Below are 25,010 nucleotides of genomic sequence, written 5' to 3'. Positions count from 1 at the left end.
TTTTACCAGTTGCGGAAGCGCTTCGGCGGATTGTACAAACCGCCCGAGGCGCGCACCAGGTCCTTCATGCTCCTGGCGGCGAGCAGGTCGCGCGTGGCGAGCCGCTTGTCGACGCCGATATCTTCGGCGCGTTGGATGATGCCGCGGTCGCGCAGGTTTTCCACCATGAGGCGGTCGCGCGCCATGCCCACCGGCGTGTAGCCGGCCACGCCGCGAATCGCCTGTTCGCGCTCCTCGTCGCTGCGGCACAGCAGCAGGTTGGCGATGCCTTCCTCGGTCAGGATGTGGGTCACGTCGTCGCCGTAGATCATCACCGGCGGCAGCGCCATGCCGGCCTGCTCGGCCAGATCCCAGGCATCGAGCCGGTCGACGAACGCCGGCTGCATGTGCTCGCGGAAGGTCTCGACGATCTGCACCACCAGCTTCTGGCCGCGCGGGATGGTGTTGCGTCCCTCGCGCGCCTGCTGGCCGGCTTTCAGCCACGCCGGGCTGGCGTGGCGCCTGCCGCGCGCGTCCGCGCCCATGTTCGGGGCGCCGCCGAAGCCGGCGATGCGGCCCTGGGTCGCGGTCGAGGAGTTGCCCTGCAAGTCGATCTGCAGGGTCGAACCGATGAACATGTCGCAGGCGTAGTGGCCGGCGGCCTGGCATAGCGCGCGGTTGCTGCGCATGCTGCCGTCCGGCCCCGTGAAGAAGATGTCGGGACGGGCGCGGATGTAGTCTTCCATGCCCAGCTCCGAGCCGAAGGAGTACACCGATTCGACGAAGCCCGATTCGATCGCGGGAATCAGGGCCGGATGGGGATTCAGGGCCCAGTGGCGCGCAATTTTTCCTTTCAGGCCCAGGGACTCGCCGTAGGTCGGCAGCAGCAGCTCGATGGCCGCCGTGTCGAAGCCGATGCCGTGGTTCAGGCGATCGACTTCGTAGGGCGCGATGATGCCCTTGATCGCCATCATCGCCATCAGCACCTGGATCTCGGAGATCTGGGCCGGGTCGCGCGTAAACAGCGGTTCGATATAGTAGGGGCGCGGCGACTGCACCACGAAGTCGACCCAGTCGCCTGGAATGTCGATGCGCGGCAGGGTGTCCATGATGCGGTTCACCTGCACGATCACGATGCCGTTCTTGAAGGCCGTCGCTTCGGCGATCGGCGGCGTGTCTTCGGTGTTCGGTCCGGTGTACAGGTTGCCGTGGCGGTCGGCCGCTTCGGCCGCGATCAGGCACACGCGCGGCGTCAGGTCGATGAAGTACCGGCTGAACAGCTCGAGATAGGTGTGGATCGCGCCGATCTTGAGTTTGCCGGCGGCGAGCAGCTTGGCCACGCGCGCCGCCTGCGGTCCGGAAAACGAAAAATCGAGGCGGTCGGCGACCCCGCGCTCGAACACGTCGAGGTGCTGCGGCAGTGCCAGCACCGATTGCAGCATATGCAGGCCGTTGACCCGCGCCGGGTCGAGCTGGGCCAGCGCCTGGCCCAGGAAGTCGGCCTGCTTCTGGTTGTTCCCTTCGAGGCAGACGCGGTCGCCCCGTTCGATCACGGCGTACAGCAGGTCCGGCAGCAGCGCCGCCGGCAGCGCCTTGCCGTCGAGGGCACCGCCAAGCGAGGCGCCGGCGCGTGCCAGGCGTTCGGCGCGGTTGGTTTGCAGCGTGTTCCAGTTCGCTGGCGATGCACTCATTTATTTTGCTCCCATCATCATGTCAGGCAGGCCGGTGGCGATCGAAGGGAAGAGGCACAACAGCACCACCGCAACGAACATCAGGCCGAGGAAGGGCATGACGCCCCAGATCACATCCTTGAGCGGAATATCCGGCGCGATGTTCTTGATCACGAAGATATTCAAGCCCACCGGCGGATGGATCAGCCCCATCTCCATCACCACGGTCATCACGATACCGAACCAGATCAGGTCGAAACCGGCTTCCCTCAGCGGCGGCAGGATGATCGGCGCGGTCATCAGGATGATCGACACCGGCGGCAGGAAGAAGCCGAATACCACCACCATCAGCAGGATCACGGTCAGCAGCACCCAGCGCGACAGGTGCATGTCGACCACCCACTGCGCGGCCGACTGGCTGATATGCAGGTAGCTCATGACATAGGAATACAGCAGCGACATTCCGATGATCAGCAGGAGCATGGTCGATTCCTTGATGGTCGAGGCCAGGATCGGCGACAGGTCCTTGGGACGCCACACATTGTAGACCACGGCGATCAGCACCAGTGCCAGCATCGCGCCCAGGCCGGCGGTTTCCGACGGCGTGGCGTAGCCCCCGTACAGCGCCACCATCACGCCGATCAGCAGGACGATGAAGGGTAGCACGCGCGGCAGCATCTCGACTTTTTCGCGCAGGGTGAAGTGCTCGGTTTCCAGGTAAGGCGACTTGTCGCCGCCCGCTTCGTAGACCGCCTTGGCGATGGCGTATTCCTTGCGCGCGCGGAAAACCGCATAGCCGGCGAACAGGACGACCAGCAGGATGCCGGGGCCGATCCCGGCCAGGAACAGGCGGCCGAGCGATTGTTCCGCCGCGACCGCGTACAGGATCATGGTGATCGACGGCGGCAGCAGGATGCCCAGCGTGCCGCCGGCGGCGATGATGCCGGCCGCGAAACCGGGCGAGTAGCCGCGCTTGCGCATCTCGGGAATGCCGGCCGAGCCGATCGCCGAGCAGGTCGCGGGCGACGAGCCGGCCATCGCCGCGAACAGCGCGCACGCGAACACGTTGGCGATACCGAGGCCGCCGGGGATCTTGTGCAGCCAGGTGTGGATGGCCGAGTACAGGTCCTTGCCGGCCGGCGACTTGCCGATCGCCGCGCCCTTGAGGATGAACAAGGGGATCGAGAGCAGCGTGATGGAGGCCATTTCCTCGTACACGTTCTGGGTCACGGTGTCGAGCGATGACGACGGCATGAAGAAGAACATGAAGGTAATCGCCACCACCCCGAGGGCGAAGGCGATCGGCATGCCGGAACACATGACGATCAGGGTGACGACGCCGTACAGGGCGCCCAGGGTCAGGTCGGTCATGGGGCGCTCCGCTGGTCGCGTGGTTTGTTGGTGAGGTGGGCCAGGACCTGGATCAGGATCTGCAGCGTCAGGATGGTCATCCCGAGCGCCATCATGCCGTACGGGATCCAGAGCGGTGGCGCGAAGGTCGACGAGGTGGTCTGGCCATCGACCCAGGCTTCGTGCCAGAGGGTCCACGACTTCCAGGAAAAGAAGGCGCAGAACAGGCAGGAAATCAGGTCCACCATGAACAGGCGTACCGCGTTGACCTTCGGCGGCAGCAGCGACGACAGGGCCTCGATACCGATATGGCCGCGCATCGACTGCACGTAGCCGGTGCAGAAGAAGGTCACCCCGACCAGCATGAACACCGCCGCTTCATCCTGCCAGTCGGTGGGCAGCTTGAAGAAGTAGCGCGACACCACCGAGTAGGTCAGCACCAGCGCGGTGATGACCAGGGCCCACATCGATAGCAGCAGCAACAGGCTGTTGAGCCTGTCGAGCAGGCGCGACACCTTGGCCAGGACCGGGTTGTCGGGCACCGCCGGCCCCTTGGCCGGCGCTAACTCGAAGCCATGACTCACAGGGTTTTCTCCGCGAGCGCCAGCAGCTTGGCGCAGTTGGCGTTCTTCTCGCGGTAATCCTTCCACGCCGTGGTGCGGGCGATGGCTTGCCATTTCTTGACGGTCGTGGCGTTCAGGTCGACCACCTTGGCGCCGGCTTTCTGGTACACCGCGGCCACCGCCGAATCGTCGGCCTGGGCCGATTTGCGGGCGAACGCTTCGAGCTCGCCGCCGACGGCCATCAGGATCGCCTGCTGGTCCTTGGGCAGGCGGTCGTAGGCGGCCTTGGACATCATCAGCGGTTCGAACATGAACCAGTAGGCGCCGCCGCGGCCGGTGGTCAGCGCTTTCGAGACTTCTTCCAGGCGGAAGGAAATGAGCGAGGTCGACGAGGTCAGTGCCGCATCCATCGCGCCGGTCTGCATGGCGGCGTAGATTTCGTTCGACGGCAGGGTGACGACGGCGGCGCCGGCTTCCTTGAGGATCAGGTCCATCTCGCGCGAGCCGCCGCGCACCTTCATGCCGCGCACGTCTTCCGGTTCGATGATCGGTTTGCTGCGCGAGGCGACGCCGCCGGCCTGCCAGATCCAGCTGAGCACCACGATGCCTTTTTCGCCGAGGATGCGGGCCAGTTCCTTGCCCACTTCCGCGTTCTTCCAGCCGTAGCCCTGCTCGTAGCTGGTGACCAGGCCGGGCATCAAGCCAATATTTACTTCCGGAACTTCACCGCCGGCGTAAGATAGGGGGACCAGCGACAGGTCGAGTGCGCCCTTGCGCATCGCCGAGAACTGGGCGTTCGTTTTCATCAGGGAGGAACCGGGGTAGATCGCGAACTTGAGCGCGCCCTTGCTGCGCTTTTCCACTTCCTGCGCGAACATGCGGCACAGGCGGTCGCGGAAGTCGCCTTCGTTGATGGTGCCGCCCGGGAATTGGTGCGAGATTTTCAGGCTGGTCGTCTGGGCCCAGGCATTGTGCATCCAGAGTGGGCTCGAGGCGAGCGCGGCAAGCACGGTTCTGCGGGTCATTACGGTCATACATCCTCCAAGATGATGGAAACTTCGCTGGGTGGCACTTCGTCGAAGGACGACGGGCAAACGCACGGATGTGACGTATGCAAACGTCGTTTCTTGGTATACAGTAATATTTCTAAAAATACCTTGTCAAGATTTATCGCGCTTTTATAATGAAATCTTGTATACAACCGGTGACAGTAAATACACATGACTAGCCGTTCTGAAATACTTCGTGAGAAGATGGAAGAGTTGATTGCCGTCGGTGCACTGGCGCCCGGCCAGCATCTGGACGAGACCGAACTGGCTGCGCGCTTCGGCGTATCGCGCACGCCGATCCGGGAAACCCTGATCCAGCTGGCGTCGATGGGCCTGGTGGTGATGCGCCCGCGGCGCGGGGCGCTGGTGGCCGAACTCGGTCCGCACCAGCTGGTGGAAATGTTCGAAGTGATGTCGGAGCTGGAAGCGACCTGCAGCCGGCTGGCGGCGCGCCGCATGACGCCGGCCGACCACGTGCGGCTGCTGGCGGCCCACCTGGCCTGCCGCGAAGCGCGCGACGCCAGCGATCCGGATGCCTACTACTACAAGAACGAAGCCTTCCACGAAGCGATCTACGCGGGCAGCCACAACCAGTTCCTGCTGGAGCAGACGCGTAATCTGTACCGCCGCCTGCGCCCTTACCGGCGCCTGCAGCTACGGGTGCGCGACCGGGTCGGCGCCTCCTACGAAGAGCACGACGGCCTGGTGCAGGCGATCCTGGCCGGCGACGGCGACAGGGCCGAACAGCTCACGCGCAGCCATGTGATGATCCAGGGCCAGCGCTTCGCCGACCTGATGGCGTCCCTGCCGCAACTGGCGGCGGGCGAGCTGCTCGCGCCGGGCGCGGCGGGCCGCACCCGGCGCGAAGGCGCGCCGGCCCCTTAGCAATGGGCCGGGCCGGTGCGAGGGGACTGTCCTGTGTGGAAACAACAATTCCCACATAAAAAGTTGCAAATTAGAAAATTTATGGTCATGATATTGACGCGGTAAAGTTGCCGCACTTAAATTCATCATGACAAGGCTTACATGTTTTCCAAATTTTTCAATATTGCTGCAGCGACAGCACTGCTGCTGTTGACCGGGTGCGCAACGCCGACCAAAATGCCATTCGGTACCGCCGACGAAGCGATCAATCCTGCCAAATCCATCTACCTGATGACGGCAACGCTCAAGAACGACTATCACAGCTCGTATCAGCCAAAGGCGATTGTCCTGCACGTCGAGCGCGGCGCCGCTGCCGACAAGGCCGACCGCATCAACTATACGATGGATACCCTGGCGCGCGCCGAAAGCGACGCGGCCGGCACCGGCAACACCTACTATCTGCGGATGGAACTCGAGCAGGGCCAGTACACGGTGCGTTCGATCACCGGCATGGTGCAGAGCTTTCCGATCATCGCGACGTTCTCCGCGCCTTTGCACGCGCAGCTCGATGCCGCCACGCCAGGCGTGTATTATCTCGGTCACGTCGACGCGACGGTACGCGAGCGTGTGGGCAACGAGTTCAAGGCCGGCCCGTCGATTCCACTGATCGATCAAGCCGTCGCCGGCGCCTCGGGCGGCACCTTCGACGTCGCCGTTTCCGACCGCTGGGCACGCGACGAGTCAGAGTTCAAGCGACGTTTCCCGGTACTGAAAAGCGCCACGATCGGCAAGGCGATCCTGCCAGCCTTCGATCGGCCGAAGGCGCAGGCCTTCTGGGAAGCGAACTGAGAATGACGGCCGCCCGCGCGGCCTGATTGCGCACCTGCCTGGTAGCTCCGTCCCCGGCGCGCGGATCGGCAAGCAGGTCCTTGCCAGCGCCGGGACACGGAACCCATCCATTCGATCCATCTCCCAGGCGTTTTGCGGTGCCTACGCGGGCAGCCTGTGCCAGCTGCCGCAGATGTCCGAGACGATTTTCTTCACATGCGGGCTGCGCGGATAGGCGTTGGCGTAATCCCGGGCGCGCCGCACCGATTCCGCGAACGGGCCGCGCCGGCCGACGCTGGCCATGAATTGCTTGCCTGCGGGCGTGCCCAGGTACGCGATCAGCTTGCGCGGGTCGGTCCCGGGGTCGTCCAGCTGCGCCAGGACCGTGTCGGCGTACGGACGGCGGCTGATCGACTGTTCGGTCAGCGCGCTGGCGTGCAGCCAGCCGGCGTAGCGCAGCGCGTCCACGTAGCCGAAGCTGCCGGCCGCGCGCGGAAAGTCGATGCGGGTGCGCCGCAGCAGCGCGCCGACGGCCTGGCGCGTTTCGGGCAGCATCGGGTCGAGCACATGGCTGCCGAAGCCCGCCACCATCACATCGACCCCGTAGCGCGATTGTTCGGCGCCGATCAGCCGCACGTAGCGCAGCTGCTGCTCGCGCGGCGCAAAGCGCAGGGCGCGCGCCAGTTCGCCGCCGATTTCTTCGCTCTCCATCAGGCCGCTTCGCTTGGCGCGCAACAGGATCTCGATGGTTTCGTCGGCGGCGACCGCCTGCGCCAGCGGGTAGATCGCGCTGCGGGCGATGCGCCGCCTGGGCGACTCGCTCAGCGTCCGCAGCTCGCCGACGATCGCCTCGTTCATGCCGGAGGGATTGCCGCGCGCGTGCAGGCTGGCGAGCAGGCGGATCTGCTCGATCCTGTCCTGGTCGCTACGGGCGGCGTGCAGGGCGGCGCGCACGCGCTTGACGTTGGCCGCGCTCGGCTCCAGGCGCAGCGTGTCGCCGGCGCGCACGGGTGTCGATGCGGGGGCGGCGCACGCCCCCAGCGCGGTGAAGGATGCGCAGATCGCCAATACGGCCAGTGCACGTTTCATGTGGTCTCCAGGGTGGATACAGCGGGAGCCAGCAGTGTGCTATGCCATTCTTGACAATGGTCAAAGCCGCATCGCGTAGCGTCAAACGACACCGCGCGTAGCGGCCGCGAACACGATTACAGGGTTTTCAGGAAGCGGCGGATGGCGTCGTTGACCTGTTCCGGCTGGTCGATCATGGCGAAGTGCCGGGCCGGCGCCACCGTCACCACCTCCGCTTTCGGCGCCGCCTCGATCAGCGCGGCGTAGTAGGCCTTCTTGGTTTCGGCGCTCAGTTCGTGCTGGCTGGCGTCGGCCTCGAAATACGGCGCGATCAGCAGCACCGGCGCCGTGATCTTCGGCAGCGCCGGACGCAGGTCCATGGCGAAGGTTTCGGCCATGTATTGCAGCACCGCGCCCGGATCGCTGCGCGCACTGAGCCTGGCCAGTTCGTCGGCGCGCGCCATGTCCACCACGCCGGTGCCGCGCATGTAGTCCTGCTGCTGCGCGGCGAAGGCGCGCTGGTCGGCGGGCGCCATGCGGCGCGCCATTTGCTGCGCCATCTGCTCGCGCTGGCGCGGGGACAGGTCTTCGGCGCCGGGGAACACCGGCAAGCCGTCGATGCTGACCACGCCGCCGATCGCTTGCGGACGCTGCGCCGCCAGCGACAGCGCCAGCACGCCGCCCAGGCTATGCCCGACCAAGACCGGCTTGACCAGCTTGCGCGTGTCGATCAGCTGCGCCAGGGCGCGCTGGGCCGCTTCCATCTGCTTGCCCGACACCGGCGCGCGGCCGTCGAAGCCGGGCAGGGTGACGATGTACACCGTGTGCTCGCCCAGGAACTGGCGTGCCGTCCCTTGCCAGACCCAGGACCCGCTGGCCAGGCCGGGAATGAGGATCAGCGGGCGGCCGCCCTTGCCGTGCCGTTCGACCTGCACGGCGCCGATCTCGAAGCGTTCGGCGGGAACGAGGGTGGCGGCGAAGCGGTTCGCTTGCGCGGCCGGCGGCGGCGCGTCGGCGGCCAAGGCGGGCGCGCTGGCCGCCAGCGTCACGGCGATGAAAAGGCGTGCGATCATGGGGTCTCCTGGTCGGGATGGAAAATGGATTCGAGCGGCTGCGCGAACAGCCGGGCAATGGCGAACGCCAGCGGCAGGCTCGGGTCGTAGCGCCCGGTCTCGATGGCGTTGACGGTCTGGCGCGATACCTTGAGCAGGTCGGCCAGGTGCGCCTGGCTCCAGCCGTTCTGCGCGCGCAGGTCGCGCACGGTGTTGTTCATCGAAAGGTGCGGCAGCGCAGCATGCCGGTGGCCAGCCAGCAGGCGCCCATCAGCGGCCAGACGGCGAACATCGACAGGCGCGGAAAGCCGGCCAGCTCCAGGAAGCCGTAGCTGAAGGTCAGGGTGGCCGTGACGGCGGCGGCGATCGCCACGTTTTCCAGCGTCACCTTGCGCACGAATTCGTCGACGCGGCGCATCTGGCGCACGATCGCCCACACGGCCAGGCCCACGCCGATCATGGGACTGGCCAGCACCAGGGTGCGCGCCAGGCCGTCGGGCATGCCTTTGCCACAGACGATGGCCAGCGTCAGGATCGCGCCGTAGATGCCGATGGCGCCGAACAGTTCGCGCAGGTAGCGCCGGCCGATGGTCTTTTCGTGCATGTCCGCCTCCTCGTTTGTCAAGTATGCTTTACATGGTAGGCAGGAAGCGGGACGATGTCAAGCATGCTTTACATCTGTTTTTCGCCCGCTGAAGTCGACTACAATGCGGGTCGTCCAACCGCCGCACCGAGAATCCCATGCCCGAAACGTCACCCCAAGCCCGCGTCGCCGTCATCGGCGGCGGTCCGGCCGGCCTGATGGCCGCCGAAGTCCTGAGCCAGGGCGGGGTGGCGGTCGACCTGTACGACGCGATGCCCTCGGTCGGACGCAAGTTCCTGCTGGCCGGCAAGGGCGGGATGAACATCACGCATTCGGAGCCGGCCGCCGATTTCCTCAGGCGCTATGGCGCGCGCGCCGCGCAGGTGGCGCCCTGGCTGGCCGGCTTCGACGCCCGGGCCGTGCGCGAGTGGATCCATGGCCTCGGCGTCGACACCTTCGTCGGCAGCTCCGGCCGCGTGTTCCCGACCGATATGAAGGCCGCGCCGCTGCTGCGCGCCTGGCTGCACCGCTTGCGCGAGGCCGGGGTGCGCTTCCACATGCGCCATCGCTGGCTCGGCTGGCACGGCGCCGCGCTGCGCTTCGCCACACCGGAGGGCGAGCGCGAAGCGCGCGTCGATGCGGTGATCCTGGCCTTGGGCGGCGCAAGCTGGGCGCGTTTGGGCTCGGACGGCGCCTGGGTGCCGCTGCTGCGGCAGCGCGACGTGCCGGTGGCGCCCCTGGCGCCGTCGAACTGCGGCTTCGACACCGACTGGAGCGCGCATTTCAGCAGCCGCCACGCGGGCGCGCCGCTGACCACCGTGGCCGTTACCGCGCTGGGCGCCGACGGCGTGCCGCACAAGCGCCAGGGCCAGTTCGTGATCACCGCCGGCGGCGTCGAAGGCAGCCTCATTTACGCGCTGTCGGCCGACCTGCGCGAGCAGATCGCCGCCACGGGCAGCGCCACCATCTGGCTCGACCTGGTCCCCGATTTCAGCGGGCAGAAGGTGTTCGAGGAAGTGACGCGCCCGCGCGGTTCGCGCTCGATGTCGAGCCACCTGCAAAGCCGCCTGGGGATCAAGGGCGTCAAATCGGGATTGCTGCGCGAATGCCTGTCGGCGCAGGAATTCGGCGACACGGCGCGCCTGGCCGCCGCCCTGAAAATGCTGCCGCTGACCTTAAGGCGCGCGCGTCCGATCGATGAGGCCATCAGCAGCGCCGGCGGGGTGCGCTTCGACGCGCTCGACGCCAATGCCATGCTGCGCGCCGTGCCCGGCGTGTTCGTGGCCGGCGAAATGCTCGACTGGGAAGCGCCGACCGGCGGCTACCTGCTCACCGCCTGCTTCGCCAGCGGGCGCGCCGCCGGCCGAGGCGCGCTGGACTGGATTACTCGAAGCTGACGTCGCCCGAGCCGTTGTGGGTGATGTGGCGATCTTCCGGATTGCCGTGCACCGTGATGTCGCCGCTGCCGCGCAGGACCGCCGTGGCGCTCTTGCGGGCCTGGACGATGGCGCTGCCCGAGCCGATCAGTTCGATGCTGACGGCGTCCGCGCTCAGGTGCTCGGCGTCGAGGTCGCCCGAACCCATCTGCACCACCTTGAAGGCCTTGGCCGCGCCCACCACCGTCATGCTGCCGGAGCCGACCACATGGACGTCGACCTTGTCGCTGCTGCCGCCATTGAGTTCGAGGTCGCCGCTGCCTTGCAGGCCGGCTTCCACCTCGCGGTAGCGGCCGTTGAACTTGACGTTGCCGGAACCGTTCAGTTGCAGCTCCAGCCTGTCGCCGCTGAAACCGTTGACGGTGCTGTCGCCGCTGCCCCGGATGCGGACGGTGTCGAGCTCGGGCAGCACCAGCACCACTTGCAGCGGCTGCTTGTGATGCAGCAGCATGCCCTTGGTGTCGATATTGAGGGTATTGCCTTCGCTGATGGTTTCCACGTTGCCCAGCAGGCGCTGTTCGCCGCGCACGGTCAGCGACGCCACCGCGCCCTGGCGCAGGGTCATGTCGATCGGCCCGCCCAGGTTGATGGTGGTAACGCCGCCGCCCACCGGGCGCACTTCGCTGGCCACGATCCGGCCTTCGGGATTGGCCGGGCGCGACGTTCCCTGTGCGCGCAGCATGCTGTAGAACAGGCCGATCAGCACGAACGCGAGGAGCAGCAGGCCGAAGCCGACTTTGAGTAATGAGCGCATACGATTCTCCGGTTTCGCGTTTAGTTGCCCTTGAGCAGGGAAACATTCATGTCGACATAGCGCCGGATGCCGATCAGGGTGTATTTCGTGATGAGCAGGCACAGCAGGAACACGACGATCCCGGCCAGCACGATACCGAGGCCGAACAAGGTCTGGGTGGTGCGCGAACCGGGTTCGAGTTCGGTGGTGATGCGCACGCCGCGCCCGGCCGCTTCCTCGGCACGGCGCACCACGCTGGGTTTCCTGGCGGCCGTGGCGCTCGCCGCCGCGCGCACGGCGTCGCCCGCTTCTTTCGCCACGCTGGCCGCTTCCCCGCTGCTGGCGATGGCCTGCTCGACCGCTTCGCCGACTTCGTCGACGGCGGCATGCGCCTCGCGCACGGCATCCTTGACGGCGTCGCGGTCGAGGCGCTCCTGGCGGAAATGCACGCCATCTTCGCCGATGGTCACGATCGCCTGCAGCTTGTCGCGCTCTTCTTCCGAGGCATGGCTGAGGATCATGTCGCGAAACGGGCCGTCCAGCACCAGTTCGTTGGCGCCCGCCAGGCCGCTGGCGGTAATGGCGATTCCGGCCACGTAGAACGCCAGGCCGACCGCGTACAGGATCGCCAGCAGCGAGGCGTACACCAGCGCCGGCACCACCATGAAGAGATTGAAAATGGCCAGTCCGACCACCGATACCAGCAGGCGCATCAGGTTGGCCGGATTCTTCGTTTGCTCGAAAGAATGCATGTGCACGCTGGCGCGCAGTGTCATGGCGATCTTTTTCGGGTCGTCCAGTTCGGCGGCGACCTCGGCTTCGGTGCGGCCGGCGGCCACGCCGTCGACGAAGCGCTGTTCGTAGTAGGCCAGGGTCTTGGCCTGGGTGTCGGCGGAAATGCCGGCCATGGCGCGCCGCAGCGCGTCCAGATAGTCGAGTTTGCCCATGATGGTCGCCTTATGCATCAGGAATGGCTCAGCGCCACGCCGGCATGGAAAAGTTGCAGGTCGCCGCCGAGCAGGTGCGGGAAGACGATCACGGCGGTGCTCGCGGCAACGAAGGCCAGGAGTGCGAGTGCGCGAAGTCCGAGTGCGATGTTCATGTGCTGTCCGTGTAAAAAGCCTGTGTCGATGGTGCTACTGTACGAAAACGGACAGTTCAGCTCCACCGGAATGCGACAGGCTGCACTTTCAGCGCCGCAAACGACCGAATCGGGGGATAGCCGTTCACTTGCGTTTGCGGCCAATGGCCGTGAGCAGGCGCGCGGCGGCCACGCCGCTGCGCACGGCGGACTCGATCGTTGCCGGATAGTCACTGGCGGTGTAGTCGCCGGCCAGCGCCAGGCCGGCCAGGCCGGTGGCGTTGGCCGGGCGCGCCAGGCCAGGGGTGCAGGCGAAGGTGGCGCGCTTTTCGCTGATGACCTGGACCCAGTCCGGCCGCGCCAGTTCGGGGCGGCCGAGGACCTGGGCCAGTTGCTCGGCGACGGCCTGGGCCAGCGCCTCGCGCCCCAGTTCCGAGGCCGCGCCCGAGGCGCTGATGACCACCGAAAACAGCCCGCCCTGGGTGGCGTCGAGCTGGCCGCGGTCGAACACGAACTGGCCCCAGTGGCCGCTGGCGGCGTTGTCGCGCAGGGCGTAGAAGGGCAGTGCAAGCCGGGTGGCGGGCGGATATTGCAGGTAGCAGGTGGTGATCGGTTCGTACTCGAAGTGCCCGAGCGAGGCCGCCAGCCCGGGCGCGCCAGCCTGTTCCAGCAGGCTGGCCGCCGCCGGCGGGGCGGTGGCGATCACGACCGCGTCGAAGGTGTCGGCGTCGCCGAGCCGCCAGCGGCCCTGGTCGGGCGCCAGCGCGGCCACCTTGGCGCCGCTGCGCACCGTGCCACCCTTGCTTTCGATAAGAGCGGCGGCCGCCAGCGGAAACAGCGCGCTCAGGTCGAGGCGCGGCAGCAGCATGTCGGAACTGGCGCGCGCGGCGCCCAGGCTGTCGCGCAGCACGGCCAGGAAGACCTGGGCCGAGGCCCGTTCGGGCGGAGTGTTGAGCGCGGCCAGGCACAGCGGGCGCCACATCAGTTCGATCAGGCGCTCGGTCTGGCCGTAGCGCTCCAGCAATTCGCTGACGCTGCAATCGTTGTGCAGGCGCCAGTCCATCCAGCGCGCGGTCGAGGAAAAGCGCGCCAGCGACAGTTTGTCGGCCCACGCCAGGCCGTCCGCGCGCAGCAGGGCGAGCGCCAGGTGCAGCGGGGCCGGCAGGCGCGGGGCGACGAAGTCCATGCCGCCGCTGCCCTTGGGATAGCGCATCTGCAACGGCAGGTGCAGCATGGCGGCGCGCAGGTCGATGCCGACCGCGCGCATCAGGCGCAGCGATTCCTTGTAGGCGCCCAGCAGGATGTGCTGGCCGTTGTCGAGCTGGCGGCCCTGCACCTCGACCGCGCGCGCCCGTCCGCCCAGCGTGCGCGCCGCTTCGAACAGGGTGACCTTGCAGCCGGCGCGCGCCAGTTCGACCGCCGCGCTGCAGCCGGCCCAGCCGGCGCCGATGACGGCAACCGCGTCAGCCACGGACGTAGGTCTTCCACGCCAGCCACAGCTTGCGCAGCGGCGTGAGGGAAATACGCTGGTTCAGGACGTGGAAACTGTCGCGTTCGATCTCGTCGAGCACGGTGCGGTAGATGGCCGCCATCATCAGGCCGGGACGCTGGGCGCGCCGGTCTTCCTTCGGCAGCAGGGCGAAGGCGTCGTCGTAGACGGTTTGCGCGCGTTCGGTCTGGAAACGCATCAGGTTTTCGAACTTGTCGCTGTGGCGCGCGTTGAGCAGGTCGGCCGCCGTCACGCCGAACTGTTGCAGTTCGTTCACGGGCAGGTAGATCCGGCCCTTGCGCGCATCTTCGCCGACATCGCGGATGATGTTGGTCAGCTGAAATGCCAGGCCCAGCTGTTCGGCGTATTCCAGGGTCTTCGGATTGGTCACGCCGAAAATGCTGGCCGACAGGATGCCGACCACGCTCGCCACGTGCCAGCAGTAGCGCTTCATGGCGGTGTAGTCGAGGTAGCGGGTCTGGTCGAGGTCCATTTCCATGCCGTCGACGATGGCCTGCATATGCTTTTCCTGCAGGTTGTAGACGGTCAGGTGCGGCTGCAGGGCTTGCGTGACCGGGTGCGTGGGCGCGCCGGCGTACATGGCCCCGAGCTCGTTGCGCCACCAGGCCAGCTTGATGCGCGCGATCGACTGGTCGGTGCATTCGTCGACCGTGTCGTCCACCTCGCGGCAAAAGGCGTACAGCGCGGTGATCGCGCGGCGCCGCTCCGGGGGCAGGAACAGGAAGCTGTAATAGAAGCTGGAGCCGCTCTGGACGGTCTTTTGTTGGCAGTATTCGTCAGGAGACATGGTCAAAAATGCAAGGGTGTGCGAAGCGAAGCCGCTATTCTATAGCCGATGGGCCCCGGGCGAGGGGGCCGGCGGCGCTTTTTTCACGGGCCAGGGGCGAGACAGCGGGTCACATGCGCACGGCGCGCCACAGAATCGCCATCCAGTCCAGGGTCTTGAGCTGCGGACGCTGGTTGAAGACGTCGTAGTCGACCTTCTCGATTTCTTCCAGGATGCGCAAGCCGCCCTGGATTACCAGGCGCAACTCCCAGCCGATGCGGCCCGGCAGGCGGCGCGCCAGCGGGGCGCCGCTCTGCATCAGGGCGCGCGCCCGCGCCACTTGGAAGGCCATCAGGCTGCGCCAGTTGCCGCCCACCGTCGGTTGATCGAGCTCGGCCGGGGCCACGCCGAAGCGCTGCAAATCGTCCAGGGGGATGTAAATACGGTCTTTTTGGCGGTCGATGCCGACGTCTTGCAGGAAGTTGATCAGCTGCAGGGCGGAGCAGATGGCGTCCGAGTCGCGCACATTGTTCTCGTCGACGGCGCCGTACAGCGACAGCATCAGCAAGCCGACCGGATTGGCCGAGCGCCGGCAATAGTCGAGCAGCAGCTCGAAGCTGGGGTAGCGCTTGGTCGAGACATCCTGCTTGAAGGCCGACAGCAGGTCGTAGAACGGTTGCAGCGGCAGCCTGTACTGGGCAATGACGGCGGCCAGGCGCGCGAACATGGGATCGGGCTGGACCTCGGCGCGGCCGATGGCGTCCAGGGCGGCTTCGTAGGCGCCCAGCGCCGCCAGCCGTTCCGGGCCGCTGGCCTCGCCTTCGTCGGCGATATCGTCAGCGCTGCGGGCGAAGGCGTAGATCGCTTCGACCGCCGGCACCAGCCGTTTCGGCAGCAGGATCGAGGCGACGGGGAAATTCTCGTAGTGATCGACGGGCATGGGATATTAATGACGCAAAAGTCATTTGCAAATACAATTTGCATGATTATAATTACTAACCAGAAAGTCAGTTAGCTCTCAGGGGCGAACGAGTAGTAGCATCTCGACATCATCGCCAGAGTGGCGCCCACCGCATAGTAAAGGAAAACACCGTGTTCCCCGTGAAAAACCTGCGCCAAAGACCTTTGGCACCGATGACTGTAATCAGTGCCGCCGTCATGGCCACCTTGCTGGCCGCCTGCTCCAAGCCGGCCGAAAAAAAGGAAGACATCCGTCCGGTGCGCGCCATCGTGCTCTCGTCCAGTACCGTGGGCGTGAACGCCGAGTTTGCCGGCGAGGTGCGCGCGCGGGTCGAATCGCGGCTCGGCTTCCAGGTGGGCGGCAAGATTACCGCGCGTAAAGTCGATCCCGGCACGGTGGTGAAAAAAGGCCAGGTGCTGATGCAGCTCGACGCCAAGGACTTGCAGTTGTCGCAGGCCCAGGCCCGCGCCAACCTGCGCGCCGCCGAAACCGCGCGCGACCTGGCCAAGGCGGAACTGAAGCGCTATCAGGAATTGCGCGTGAAGAATTTTGTCAGCCAGGCGGTTCTCGATGCCAGGCTGTCCGCCTTCAATTCGGCCCAGGCCAGCGTCGACGCGGCCCAGGCCGGGTATGCCGGCCAGTCGAACCAGGCCGGCTACGCCACCCTGGTCTCGGATGTCGACGGCGTGGTCACCGCCGTGGACGCCGAAGTGGGGCAGGTGGTCGCGCCCGGCACCCCGGTGGTGCGCGTGGCCAAGACGGGCGAGAAGGAAATCGTCATCGGCTTGCCGGAAGACAAGGTCGACGCCCTGCGCAAGCTGGAAGACGTGACCGTGCGCCTGTGGGCCAACCAGGATGTCGTGATTCCGGGCAAGGTGCGCGAAGTCTCGCCGGTGGCCGATCCCGCCACCCGGACCTACGCGGTCAAGGTCTCGATTCCCGATAGCGCGACCGACGTCAAGCTGGGCATGACCGCGATGGTGCAGTTCGCCAGCACCATGGCCACGCCGCAGATCAAGGTGCCGCTCACCGCCCTGTATCACGAAAAGAACACCACCTCGGTGTGGGTGGTCGAGAAGGGCGTGGTGCGCATGGTGCCGGTGACCGTGGCCGGCAGCTCGGCCAACGAGGTGGTGCTGGGCAGCGGCGTGACGGTCGGGCAGACCGTGGTGACGGCCGGCGTGAACCTGATCAAGCAAGGCCAGAAAGTGACGATTTTGCCGCCGGAGACGGCCTCGGGCACGCCAGCGCCGGCGCCGGCGCAGAAGGGCACGGGGGTAGGCACGGCCGCTCCGAAGGTTGAGGTTGCCAAATGAAGGGATTCAATCTTTCTCGCTGGGCACTCGAACATATTCCGCTGACGCGCTACCTGATCGTGGCGCTGCTGCTGGGCGGCGTGATCAGCTACATGAACCTGGGGCAGGATGAAGATCCGCCGTTTACCTTCCGCGTGATGGTGGTGCGCGCGATCTGGCCGGGCGCGACCGCCGTGCAGATGGCCGAGCAGGTCACCGACAAGCTGGAGAAGAAGCTGCAGGAAACGCCCTACATCGACAAGATCAAGAGCTATTCCAAGCCGGGCGAAACCATCATTATTTTGCAGCTGCGCGAATCGACGCCGCCGCGCGAGACCGCCAACTCCTGGTACCAGGTACGGAAAAAAATCGGCGACATCGGCGGCACCCTGCCGCCGGGCGTGATCGGACCGTTCTTCAACGATGAATTCGGCGACACCTACGGCTCGATCTTCGCGCTCTCGGCCGACGGCTTCAACTATGCCGAAGTCAAGGAATACGCCGACTTCGTGCGCCAGCAACTGCTGCGCGTGCCGCTGGTATCGAAAGTCGAACAGTTCGGCGTGCAGGCCGAGAAGGTGAACATCGAGTTCTCGCACAAGAAATTCGCGCAGCTCGGCGTGCCCTTCGAAGTCATCGCCAACCAGATCGCCACGCAGAACGCGGTCGAAGCGACCGGCGTGCTGGTCACCGACAGCGACAACCTGCAGGTGCGCGTCACCGGCGCCCTGACCACCGCCAAGGACCTGGAAAACCTGGAACTGCGCGCCAACGGCACCACCATCCGCCTGGGCGACTTTGCCACCATCAAGCGCGAGTACGAAGACCCGCCGCGCGAAAAGATGCGCTTTAACGGCAAGGAAGTGATCGGCCTGGGCGTGTCGATGGAAAAGGGCGGCAACATCATTCAGATGGGCAAAGGCCTGGAAGAGACCGTGGCGCGCATCAAGTCGCAACTGCCGGTCGGCATCGAACTCGAACGGGTATCGGACCAGCCGCGCGCGGTGACGGCCTCGGTGAGCGAATTCATCAAGGTGCTGATCGAAGCGGTGGTGATCGTGCTGGCGGTCAGTTTCCTGGCGCTGGGCCTGCACACCAAGCCGCTGCGCATCGATGCGCGGCCCGGCCTGGTGGTCGCCCTGACGATTCCGCTGGTGCTGGCCATTACCTTCCTGTTCATGCGCTTTTTCGACATCGACCTGCACAAGATTTCGCTGGGGGCGCTGATCATCGCGCTCGGCCTGCTGGTCGATGACGCCATCATCGCCGTCGAAATGATGGTGCGCAAGATGGAGGAGGGCATGTCGCGCTTCGAAGCGGCCACCTTCGCCTACACCTCGACCGCGATGCCGATGCTGACCGGTACCCTGATCACGGCGGCCGGCTTCCTGCCGATCGGCCTGGCCAAGTCGGCGGCCGGCGAATACACCTTTTCGATGTTCTCGGTCAATGCGCTGGCGCTGCTGATCTCCTGGCTGGTGGCGGTGGTGTTTACGCCGTATATCGGCTACATGATCCTCAAGGTCAAGCCGCATAACGCCGGCGAAAGCGAGCACGACCTGTTCAACACGCCGGGCTTCCAGCGCTTCCGCCGCATCGTCACCTGGTGCGTGGAGTGGCGCAAGACCACCATCGCGCTGAGCCTGGGCGTGTTCTTCCTCGGCGTGTACGGCTTTAACTTCATCGAGAAGCAGTTCTTCCCGGATTCGAGCCGGCCCGAACTGATGGTCGAGATGTGGACGCCGGAAGGCACCTCGTTCAAGGCCAACGAAGCGCTGGTGAAAAAATTCGAGAAGCTGATGGCCAAGGAAACCAACGTCGAGAGCGTGACCAGCTACGTCGGCAACGGCAGCCCGCGCTTCTACCTGCCGCTGGATCAGATCTTCCCGCAATCGAACGTCTCGCAGGTGGTGGTGCTGGCCAAGGGCCTGGAGCACCGCGAAGCGCTGCGCCTGAAGATCGTCGACATTTTCAGCAAGGATTTCCCGGAAGTGCGCGGGCGGGTCAAGCTGCTGCCGAACGGGCCGCCGGTGCCGTATCCGGTGCAGTTCCGCGTCGCCGGTCCCGAAATCGCGGTCGTGCGCGACTTTGCCGACAAGGTCAAGGACATCATGCGCGCCAACCCGAACGCCATCGGCGTGAACGACAACTGGAACGAATCGGTCAAGGTGCTGCGCCTCGACCTGGACCAGGAAAAACTGCGCGCGCTGGGCGTGACCTCGCAGACGGTGATGCGCGCGGCGAACACGATCCTGTCGGGCACCACCATCGGCCAGTTCCGCGAAGACAACAAGCTGATCGACATCGTGGTGCGCCAGCCGGTCGAGGAGCGCGCCACCATCGCGGTGCTCAACGACACCAATATCCCGACCGCCTCGGGCAAGTCGGTGACCATGTCGCAGATTGCGCGCGCGCACTTCGTGTGGGAACCGGGCGTGGTCTGGCGCGAGGGCCGCGAATGGGCGATCACGGCGCAGGCCGATGTGGTTGACGGCATCCAGGGGCCGACCGTGTCGGACCAGATCGGCCTGAAGCTGGCCGACCTGCGCGCGGCGCTGCCGCCGGGCTACACCATCTCGCTGGCGGGCGCTGCTGCCGACAGCGCGGCGGCGGAAGCGTCGATCGCGGCGAATGTGCCGCTGGTGCTGTTCATCGTGTTCACCCTGCTGATGCTGCAGCTGCACAGCTTCTCGCGCTCGCTGCTGGTGTTCCTGACCGGTCCGCTGGGCGTGGCCGGCGCGGCGATGGCGCTGCTGATCCTGGACCGTCCGTTCGGCTTTGTCGCGAACCTGGGCGTAATTGCGCTGTTCGGCATGATCATCCGTAACTCGGTGATCCTGGTGGACCAGATCGAGCAGGATATCGCGGCCGGCGCGGAGCCGTGGAACGCGGTGATCGAAGCGGCGGTGCGTCGTTGCCGGCCGATCATCCTGACGGCGGCCGCTGCCGCGCTGGCGATGATTCCGCTGTCGCGTTCGGTGTTCTGGGGACCGATGGCCGTTGCCATCATGGGCGGGCTGGTGGTGGCGACGGCGCTGACCCTGCTGTTTTTGCCGGCCCTGTATGCGGCCTGGTTCCGGGTCAAGAAGCCGGTCGACGCCGTTGCGCTGCGGACGTAATCGCCGTCCAATCCGCTAGATAAGGCCGTCGTCCCCGCGCAGGCGGGGACCCAAGTTTTCCGCAGCCTCCGGCTGAGCGACGACGGCGGGCTGGTGGTGGCGACGGCGCTGACCCTGCTGTTTTTGCCGGCCCTGTATGCGGCCTGGTTCCGGGTCAAGAAGCCGGTCGACGCCGTTGCGCTGCGGACGTAATCGCCGTCCAATCCGCTAGATAAGGCCGTCGTCCCCGCGCAGGCGGGGACCCAAGTTTTCCGCAGCCTCCGGCTGAGCGACGACNGGCGGCCGCTGCCGCGCTGGCGATGATTCCGCTGTCGCGTTCGGTGTTCTGGGGACCGATGGCCGTTGCCATCATGGGCGGGCTGGTGGTGGCGACGGCGCTGACCCTGCTGTTTTTGCCGGCCCTGTATGCGGCCTGGTTCCGGGTCAAGAAGCCGGTCGACGCCGTTGCGCTGCGGACGTAATCGCCGTCCAATCCGCTAGCTTAAAGCTGTCGTCCCCGCGCAGGCGGGGACCCAAGTTTTCCGCAGCCTTCGGCTGAGCGGCGACATTGGGTCCCCGCCTTCGCGGGGACGACGCCTTTCTGTCGCGGGGATGACGCCTTTCTGTCGCGGGGATGACGCCTTTCTGTCGCGGGGATGACGCCTTTCTGTCGCGGGGATGACGCCTTTCTGTCGCGGGGATGACGCCTTTCTGTCGCGGGGATGACGCCTTTCTGTCGCGGGGATGACGCCTTTCTGTCGCGGGGATGACGCCTTTCTGTCGCGGGGATGACGCCTTTCTGTCGCGGGGATGACGCCTTTCTGTCGCGGGGATGACGCCTTTCTGTCGCGGGGATGACGCCTTTCTGTCGCGGGGATGACGCCTTTCTGTCGCGGGGATGACGCCTTTCTGTCGCGGGGATGACGCCTTTCTGTCGCGGGGATGACGCCTTTCTGTCGCGGGGATGACGCCTTTCTGTCGCGGGGATGACGCCTTTCTGTCGCGGGGATGACGCCTTTCTGTCGCGGGGATGACGCCTTTCTGTCGCGGGGATGACGCCTTTCTGTCGCGGGGATGACGCCTTTCTGTCGCGGGGATGACGCCTTTCTGTCGCGGGGATGACGCCTTTCTGTCGCGGGGATGACGCCTTTCTGTCGCGGGGATGACGCCTTTCTGTCGCGGGGATGACGCCTTTCTGTCGCGGGGATGACGCCTTTCTGTCGCGGGGATGACGCCTTTCTATCTCGGGGGTGACGCCATTCCGTCGCGCGGACGACGCTTTTCTGTCGCGGGGATGACGCCATTCCGTCGGGGGGATGACGCCTTTCTGTCGCGGGGACGACGCCTTTCTGGCCGCGGTCTTTTTGAGTCAAGCCGCCACATGCGCGCGTACCGCGCGTGCATGTTTTTCCCATACCCGGCTTTTCCACCTGGCATACATCGCCAGCCCGCGCACCCACTCGTCGCACGTAAACGCGATCCACACACCAATCAATCCCCAGCCCAGATGCAGGCCCAGCAGCCATGCCAGCGGCACCGCCACGCCCCACATCGAACACACACCCATCAGCACCGGAAAACGCGCATCGCCCGTCGCCCGCAGCGAGTTGATCACCACCAGATTAAAGGTGCGGCCCGGTTCCAGCAGCAGGCTGATCCTGAGCAGCACCGCGCCACCGGCGACGATCGCCGGGTCCTTGCTGAAAAAACCCAGCAGCCACGGCGCCAGCAGGACCACCACGCAGGTGGTCGCCACTGTCACGCCCAGCCCCACGCGCAGGCTGCGCAGCAGTTGCCGGTAGGCTTGGTCGAACTCGCCCGCGCCGATCATGTGGCCGATCATGATCTCGGTACTGATGCCGATTGAAATGCCGAGCATCATCATGATCATCGACAGCTGGATCGCATACGAAAACGTGGCCAGCTGCGCCACGCCCATCTGCCCGACGAAATAGGTGATTACCATGAAGCTGGCTTGCCAGCACAGATTCTCGCCGGCGGCCGGCAAGCCGATCCGCAGGATGCGCGCCAGGGTCGCGCGCGACAGGTCCATCAGCCACGACAGCCGCACGCCCAGCTTGAGCTGGCGCCGCACCAGCCAGGCCAGCGCCACGCAGGCCACGGCGCGGCTGATGACGGTCGACAGCGCGGCGCCGATCACGCCCATCTTCGGCGCGCCCAGCAGGCCGAAAATGAGCACCACGTTCAGGATCAGGTTGAGCACGTTCATGCCGATGGCGACGAACATCGCTTCGCGCGTGTGCCCGTGCGCGCGCAGCACCGAGCCGAAGGCGATGTTGATCGATTCGATGAACAAGGTGCCGCCCATCAGCGCCAGGAAGGGCTGGGCGTAGGGCATCAGTTGCGGCGGCAGGTGCAGCAGGCGCAGCATGTCGGCCGAGAAGGCCCAGATCGCCATGCTGACCACCATCCCCAGCCAGAAATTGATGCCGACCGCCGTGGCCGCCACGCGCTCGGCGCCGGCCCGGTCGCCCGCGCCGAGATAATGGGTCAGCACCACCGCGCTGCCGATCCCGACAAACGAAAACAGGATGATGCAGAAGCCGACAATCTGATTGGCCACCGCCAGCCCGGCCACCGCCGAATCGCCGAGGTGGCTGACCATGAAGGTATCGACCACGCCGGGCAGGATATGCGAGAGCTGTTCGATAAAGATCGGCCAGGTCATGGCGAACAGACTGGCGTTGCGGACTTTGTTGATCTGATTGGAGGGCATGCGGAGGTATTTCTTTAGAGGACTGAAAACGTTTCCAAATTATACGCCGCCCGAGCTCGATTCAAAAAACGCCCTATGTGGTCAGAAAATCCAGTAAAATACCGGGTTGAAGTTGTAGCCCCTAACAAAGGCAGTGCAGGGCGGCCGGTTTCACTGTCGGGCGCCCTTTGTTTTTTCAGATGGAAAGGTGCATGCGGCCGCCCATGGTGGCGCCGGATGCGATCCCGCGAGGATGGCGAAATTGGTAGACGCACCAGGTTTAGGTCCTGACGCCAGCAATGGTGTGGGGGTTCGAGTCCCCCTCCTCGCACCACGAGTTTAATACTATTTTTTGGACGATTTTTACATGGCAACTGCAGTCGAAACCCTGGGTAAACTCGAACGTCGCTTGACGATCTCTTTTCCGCTGACTGACGTCCGTACGGAAGTGGAAAAGCGCCTGAAACAGCAGGCCAAATCGGCCAAGGCACCTGGCTTCCGTCCAGGTAAAGTGCCAATGAAAATGGTTGCCCAGCAATATGGCTACCAGATCGAATCGGACGTACTGAACGACAAAGTCGGCCGCGCATTCAACGAAGCTGCGAACGAGAACCAGCTGCGCGTTGCCGGTTTCCCAAAAATCGAACCAAAGGAAGATTCCGCCGAAGGCGTGCTGTCGTTCGACGCCACCTTCGAAGTCTATCCTGAAGTCGTCATCGGCGACCTGTCGGGCGTCGAGATCGAGACCGTGAAAGCCGACGTGTCGGAAGCGGAAATCGAAAAGACCATCGAAATCCTGCGCAAGCAGCGCGTGCACTACCACACCAAGGGTGAAGCCGGCGAACACGGCGACGGCGGCGAAGCCATCGCAGCCAACGGCGACCGCGTCACCGTCGACTTCGTCGGCGTGATCGATGGCGTCGAATTCCCAGGCGGCAAAGCCGAAGACTACGCCTTCGTGCTCGGCGAAGGCCGCATGCTGCCGGAATTCGAAGCCGCGACCGTCGGCCTGAAGGTCGGCGAAGCAAAGACCTTCCCGCTGGCTTTCCCTGAGGACTACCACGGCGCCGACGTGGCAGGCAAAACCGCCGAGTTCACCATCACCCTGAAAAAGCTGGAATGGGCGCACCTGCCGGCAGTCGATGCCGAGTTCGCCAAATCGCTGGGCATGGAAGATGGCGACCTGGACAAGATGCGCGCCGACATCAAGGTCAACCTGGAACGCGAAGTCGCGGGCCGCGTCAAGGCACGCAACAAGGAAGCCGTGATGGATGCCCTGGTCAAGGTCACCGAAATGGAAGTGCCGAAGGTCATGATCGCCCAGGACGCCGAGCGCCTGGCCGAAATGACCCGCCAGGACATGGCGCAGCGCGGCATGGATGTCAAGGACATGCCATTCCCGCAAGAACTGTTCGCCACCAAGGCCGAGCGCCGCGTGCGCCTGGGCCTGATCCTGTCGCAGCTGGTCGGCGACAACAAGCTGCAGGCAACCCCTGAGCAGGTCAAGGCACAGATCGAAGATTTCGCCCAAAGCTACGAAGATCCGCGCGAAGTGCTGAAGTACTACTACAGCGATCGCCGCCGCCTGTCGGAAGTCGAAGCTCTTGTATTGGAAGAAAACGTCGTTAACTATGTACTCGGTATCGCGAAAGTCACAGCCAAGGCTGTTGCATTCGACGAGTTGATGGGAAGCAACGCACAAGCTTAAGATTGTTTTAGGCTGCTTACAAAGGAAGAGACAGGTATGAATCATAATCCGGCATTGGATACACAAGCACTCGGCCTCGTCCCGATGGTCGTGGAGCAAAGCGGCCGCGGCGAGCGCTCGTACGACATCTACTCGCGCCTGCTCAAGGAACGCGTGATTTTCATGGTCGGGCCGGTGCATGACCAGATGGCCAACCTGATCGTCGCCCAGCTGCTGTTCCTCGAGAGCGAGAATCCGGACAAGGATATTTCGCTCTACATCAACTCGCCTGGCGGATCGGTTTCGGCCGGCCTGGCGATCTTCGATACGATGAACTTCATCAAGCCTGACGTGTCGACCCTGTGCACCGGGATGGCGGCCTCGATGGGCGCCTTCCTGCTGGCGGCCGGCGCCAAGGGCAAGCGTTTCTCGCTGCCGAACTCGCGCATCATGATTCACCAGCCGTCGGGCGGCTCGCAAGGGCAGGCCTCGGACATCGAAATCCAGGCCAAGGAAATCCTGTACCTGCGTGAGCGCCTGAACCACATCCTGGCCGAACGCACGGGCAAGACGATGGAACAGATCCACAAGGATACCGACCGCGATCGTTTCATGTCCGGCGAAGAAGCTGCTGAGTATGGTCTGATCGACAAAGTCCTTGCGAAGCGCGAATAAGTTGTCAGCGCGGGTCGTGCCGGCCGGCGTCGCACAAGGGGGCAAC

The 25,010-nt window shown here is 65.2% G+C and carries 22 protein-coding genes, 1 tRNA gene and 1 pseudogene; 9 read left to right on the top strand and 15 right to left on the bottom strand.

The genetic code is table 11. The features are described from left to right. Positions 1-2: 2 nt before the first annotated feature. Genes mdcA through EJB06_RS02495 form a run of 4 tightly spaced genes read right to left on the bottom strand, consistent with a single transcriptional unit; the run spans position 3 to position 4,596 of the window. Positions 3-1,670 carry a malonate decarboxylase subunit alpha gene (gene mdcA / locus EJB06_RS02510; protein ID WP_126072404.1) on the bottom strand — a complete coding sequence of 556 codons (1,668 nt, stop codon included), beginning with the start codon at positions 1,668-1,670 and terminating at the stop codon, positions 3-5. After that, positions 1,671-3,020 carry a TRAP transporter large permease gene (locus EJB06_RS02505; RefSeq protein ID WP_126072403.1) on the bottom strand — a complete coding sequence of 450 codons (1,350 nt, stop codon included), beginning with the start codon at positions 3,018-3,020 and terminating at the stop codon, positions 1,671-1,673. Then, the gene (locus EJB06_RS02500) at positions 3,017-3,583 is read right to left on the bottom strand and encodes a TRAP transporter small permease (protein ID WP_126072402.1); all 567 of its coding nucleotides are present in this window, start codon (positions 3,581-3,583) and stop codon (positions 3,017-3,019) included. The genes EJB06_RS02505 and EJB06_RS02500 overlap by 4 nt, the downstream gene beginning before the upstream one ends. Beyond that, positions 3,580-4,596 carry a TRAP transporter substrate-binding protein gene (locus EJB06_RS02495; protein ID WP_126072401.1) on the bottom strand — a complete coding sequence of 339 codons (1,017 nt, stop codon included), beginning with the start codon at positions 4,594-4,596 and terminating at the stop codon, positions 3,580-3,582. Before EJB06_RS02495 ends, EJB06_RS02500 begins: the two co-directional genes overlap by 4 nt. Before the next feature lie 186 nt (positions 4,597-4,782). On the opposite strand from EJB06_RS02495, the gene EJB06_RS02490 reads away from it, so the two are divergent. Both EJB06_RS02490 and EJB06_RS02485 read left to right on the top strand, forming a co-directional pair. Beyond that, a complete protein-coding gene (locus EJB06_RS02490) occupies positions 4,783-5,496 on the top strand; it encodes a GntR family transcriptional regulator (RefSeq protein ID WP_126072400.1) in 714 nt (237 codons plus the stop codon). A gap of 216 nt (positions 5,497-5,712) precedes the next feature. Next, positions 5,713-6,324 carry a hypothetical protein gene (locus EJB06_RS02485; RefSeq protein ID WP_126072399.1) on the top strand — a complete coding sequence of 204 codons (612 nt, stop codon included), beginning with the start codon at positions 5,713-5,715 and terminating at the stop codon, positions 6,322-6,324. A 141-nt stretch (positions 6,325-6,465) separates the two neighbouring features. Here EJB06_RS02485 and EJB06_RS02480 read toward each other — a convergent pair whose 3' ends face one another. The 4 genes from EJB06_RS02480 to EJB06_RS02465 all read right to left on the bottom strand — a co-directional run bounded on the left by EJB06_RS02480 (position 6,466) and on the right by EJB06_RS02465 (position 9,027). Next, positions 6,466-7,392 carry a hypothetical protein gene (locus EJB06_RS02480; RefSeq protein ID WP_126072398.1) on the bottom strand — a complete coding sequence of 309 codons (927 nt, stop codon included), beginning with the start codon at positions 7,390-7,392 and terminating at the stop codon, positions 6,466-6,468. Positions 7,393-7,508: 116 nt separating this feature from the next. Next, positions 7,509-8,444, bottom strand: coding sequence for an alpha/beta fold hydrolase (locus tag EJB06_RS02475; protein WP_126072397.1), 936 nt, complete (start codon positions 8,442-8,444; stop codon positions 7,509-7,511). Then, positions 8,441-8,644: a helix-turn-helix transcriptional regulator gene (locus EJB06_RS02470; RefSeq protein WP_126072396.1), complete on the bottom strand. Its 204-nt coding sequence runs from the start codon at positions 8,642-8,644 to the stop codon at positions 8,441-8,443. Before EJB06_RS02470 ends, EJB06_RS02475 begins: the two co-directional genes overlap by 4 nt. After that, on the bottom strand, positions 8,641-9,027 hold the full coding sequence (locus tag EJB06_RS02465; RefSeq protein ID WP_126072395.1) for a hypothetical protein: 387 nt from the start codon (positions 9,025-9,027) through the stop codon (positions 8,641-8,643). The genes EJB06_RS02470 and EJB06_RS02465 overlap by 4 nt, the downstream gene beginning before the upstream one ends. A 137-nt stretch (positions 9,028-9,164) precedes the next feature. On the opposite strand from EJB06_RS02465, the gene EJB06_RS02460 reads away from it, so the two are divergent. Further along, a complete protein-coding gene (locus EJB06_RS02460) occupies positions 9,165-10,403 on the top strand; it encodes a TIGR03862 family flavoprotein (protein ID WP_126072394.1) in 1,239 nt (412 codons plus the stop codon). On the opposite strand, the gene EJB06_RS02455 is transcribed toward EJB06_RS02460, so the two are convergent. The 6 genes from EJB06_RS02455 to hpnC form a co-directional block, all read right to left on the bottom strand. Then, positions 10,390-11,196 carry a head GIN domain-containing protein gene (locus EJB06_RS02455; protein WP_126072393.1) on the bottom strand — a complete coding sequence of 269 codons (807 nt, stop codon included), beginning with the start codon at positions 11,194-11,196 and terminating at the stop codon, positions 10,390-10,392. The two genes, EJB06_RS02460 and EJB06_RS02455, sit on opposite strands and share 14 nt — an antisense overlap. Before the next feature lie 20 nt (positions 11,197-11,216). Beyond that, entirely contained in the window at positions 11,217-12,122 is a 906-nt protein-coding gene (locus tag EJB06_RS02450) for a DUF1700 domain-containing protein (protein WP_126072392.1), read from the bottom strand. Between the two features lie 17 nt (positions 12,123-12,139). Further along, positions 12,140-12,277, bottom strand: a complete 138-nt coding sequence (locus EJB06_RS31660; protein ID WP_164557780.1) for a hypothetical protein — start codon at positions 12,275-12,277, stop codon at positions 12,140-12,142. A 124-nt stretch (positions 12,278-12,401) separates the two neighbouring features. Next, positions 12,402-13,727, bottom strand: coding sequence for a hydroxysqualene dehydroxylase HpnE (hpnE, locus tag EJB06_RS02445; protein ID WP_126072391.1), 1,326 nt, complete (start codon positions 13,725-13,727; stop codon positions 12,402-12,404). Continuing rightward, complete coding sequence (gene hpnD / locus EJB06_RS02440; protein WP_126072390.1) at positions 13,720-14,553, bottom strand: presqualene diphosphate synthase HpnD; 834 nt, start codon at positions 14,551-14,553, stop codon at positions 13,720-13,722. Before hpnD ends, hpnE begins: the two co-directional genes overlap by 8 nt. Before the next feature lie 109 nt (positions 14,554-14,662). Then, a complete protein-coding gene (gene hpnC / locus EJB06_RS02435; RefSeq protein WP_126072389.1) occupies positions 14,663-15,472 on the bottom strand; it encodes a squalene synthase HpnC in 810 nt (269 codons plus the stop codon). 194 nt (positions 15,473-15,666) lie between these two features. Here hpnC and EJB06_RS02430 point away from each other — a divergent pair, with 194 nt between their 5' ends. The 3 genes and pseudogenes from EJB06_RS02430 to EJB06_RS02420 all read left to right on the top strand — a co-directional run. Then, on the top strand, positions 15,667-16,809 hold the full coding sequence (locus EJB06_RS02430) for an efflux RND transporter periplasmic adaptor subunit (RefSeq protein WP_126072388.1): 1,143 nt from the start codon (positions 15,667-15,669) through the stop codon (positions 16,807-16,809). After that, a complete protein-coding gene (locus EJB06_RS02425; RefSeq protein WP_126072387.1) occupies positions 16,806-19,907 on the top strand; it encodes an efflux RND transporter permease subunit in 3,102 nt (1,033 codons plus the stop codon). The genes EJB06_RS02430 and EJB06_RS02425 overlap by 4 nt, the downstream gene beginning before the upstream one ends. Positions 19,908-20,185: 278 nt before the next feature. Then, positions 20,186-20,368 (top strand): annotated as a pseudogene (locus EJB06_RS02420) (hypothetical protein); the annotation flags it as partial. A gap of 887 nt (positions 20,369-21,255) precedes the next feature. Here the strand turns inward: EJB06_RS02420 and EJB06_RS02415 are convergent. Further along, complete coding sequence (locus tag EJB06_RS02415) at positions 21,256-22,623, bottom strand: MATE family efflux transporter (protein ID WP_126072385.1); 1,368 nt, start codon at positions 22,621-22,623, stop codon at positions 21,256-21,258. A 226-nt stretch (positions 22,624-22,849) separates the two neighbouring features. On the opposite strand from EJB06_RS02415, the gene EJB06_RS02410 reads away from it, so the two are divergent. The 3 genes from EJB06_RS02410 (at position 22,850) to clpP (ending at position 24,964) form a co-directional block, all read left to right on the top strand. Beyond that, a tRNA-Leu gene (locus tag EJB06_RS02410) sits at positions 22,850-22,936 on the top strand. A gap of 33 nt (positions 22,937-22,969) precedes the next feature. After that, positions 22,970-24,310 (top strand): trigger factor, encoded by a 1,341-nt coding sequence (tig, locus tag EJB06_RS02405; protein WP_126072384.1) that lies wholly within the window; start codon positions 22,970-22,972, stop codon positions 24,308-24,310. A gap of 36 nt (positions 24,311-24,346) precedes the next feature. After that, positions 24,347-24,964 (top strand): ATP-dependent Clp endopeptidase proteolytic subunit ClpP, encoded by a 618-nt coding sequence (gene clpP / locus EJB06_RS02400; protein WP_126072383.1) that lies wholly within the window; start codon positions 24,347-24,349, stop codon positions 24,962-24,964. The last annotated feature ends 46 nt before the right edge of the window (positions 24,965-25,010 follow it).

Source organism: Massilia atriviolacea, assembly GCF_003953935.1.
In the GTDB taxonomy this organism is placed as follows: Bacteria; Pseudomonadota; Gammaproteobacteria; order Burkholderiales; family Burkholderiaceae_D; genus Telluria_A; species Telluria_A atriviolacea.
The sequence above is the reverse complement of the archived record's forward strand: the minus strand, read 5'-3'. Positions and strand labels throughout refer to the sequence as shown.

What these genes read in the sequence shown, in the direction of transcription:
- mdcA (WP_126072404.1), bottom strand. Translation starts at nt 1,670, where the DNA reads ATGAGTGCATCGCCAGCGAACTGGAACACGCTGCAAACCAACCGCGCC.
- EJB06_RS02485 (WP_126072399.1), top strand. Translation starts at nt 5,713, where the DNA reads ATGCCATTCGGTACCGCCGACGAAGCGATCAATCCTGCCAAATCCATC.
- tig (WP_126072384.1), top strand. Translation starts at nt 22,970, where the DNA reads ATGGCAACTGCAGTCGAAACCCTGGGTAAACTCGAACGTCGCTTGACG.
- EJB06_RS02490 (WP_126072400.1), top strand. Translation starts at nt 4,783, where the DNA reads ATGACTAGCCGTTCTGAAATACTTCGTGAGAAGATGGAAGAGTTGATT.
- EJB06_RS02455 (WP_126072393.1), bottom strand. Translation starts at nt 11,196, where the DNA reads ATGCGCTCATTACTCAAAGTCGGCTTCGGCCTGCTGCTCCTCGCGTTC.
- EJB06_RS02480 (WP_126072398.1), bottom strand. Translation starts at nt 7,392, where the DNA reads ATGAAACGTGCACTGGCCGTATTGGCGATCTGCGCATCCTTCACCGCG.
- EJB06_RS02415 (WP_126072385.1), bottom strand. Translation starts at nt 22,623, where the DNA reads ATGCCCTCCAATCAGATCAACAAAGTCCGCAACGCCAGTCTGTTCGCC.
- EJB06_RS02430 (WP_126072388.1), top strand. Translation starts at nt 15,667, where the DNA reads ATGACTGTAATCAGTGCCGCCGTCATGGCCACCTTGCTGGCCGCCTGC.
- EJB06_RS02460 (WP_126072394.1), top strand. Translation starts at nt 9,165, where the DNA reads ATGCCCGAAACGTCACCCCAAGCCCGCGTCGCCGTCATCGGCGGCGGT.
- EJB06_RS02495 (WP_126072401.1), bottom strand. Translation starts at nt 4,596, where the DNA reads ATGACCGTAATGACCCGCAGAACCGTGCTTGCCGCGCTCGCCTCGAGC.
- EJB06_RS02470 (WP_126072396.1), bottom strand. Translation starts at nt 8,644, where the DNA reads ATGAACAACACCGTGCGCGACCTGCGCGCGCAGAACGGCTGGAGCCAG.
- EJB06_RS02465 (WP_126072395.1), bottom strand. Translation starts at nt 9,027, where the DNA reads ATGCACGAAAAGACCATCGGCCGGCGCTACCTGCGCGAACTGTTCGGC.
- clpP (WP_126072383.1), top strand. Translation starts at nt 24,347, where the DNA reads ATGAATCATAATCCGGCATTGGATACACAAGCACTCGGCCTCGTCCCG.
- EJB06_RS02425 (WP_126072387.1), top strand. Translation starts at nt 16,806, where the DNA reads ATGAAGGGATTCAATCTTTCTCGCTGGGCACTCGAACATATTCCGCTG.
- EJB06_RS02450 (WP_126072392.1), bottom strand. Translation starts at nt 12,122, where the DNA reads ATGGGCAAACTCGACTATCTGGACGCGCTGCGGCGCGCCATGGCCGGC.
- EJB06_RS02475 (WP_126072397.1), bottom strand. Translation starts at nt 8,444, where the DNA reads ATGATCGCACGCCTTTTCATCGCCGTGACGCTGGCGGCCAGCGCGCCC.
- EJB06_RS02505 (WP_126072403.1), bottom strand. Translation starts at nt 3,020, where the DNA reads ATGACCGACCTGACCCTGGGCGCCCTGTACGGCGTCGTCACCCTGATC.
- hpnD (WP_126072390.1), bottom strand. Translation starts at nt 14,553, where the DNA reads ATGTCTCCTGACGAATACTGCCAACAAAAGACCGTCCAGAGCGGCTCC.
- hpnC (WP_126072389.1), bottom strand. Translation starts at nt 15,472, where the DNA reads ATGCCCGTCGATCACTACGAGAATTTCCCCGTCGCCTCGATCCTGCTG.
- EJB06_RS31660 (WP_164557780.1), bottom strand. Translation starts at nt 12,277, where the DNA reads ATGAACATCGCACTCGGACTTCGCGCACTCGCACTCCTGGCCTTCGTT.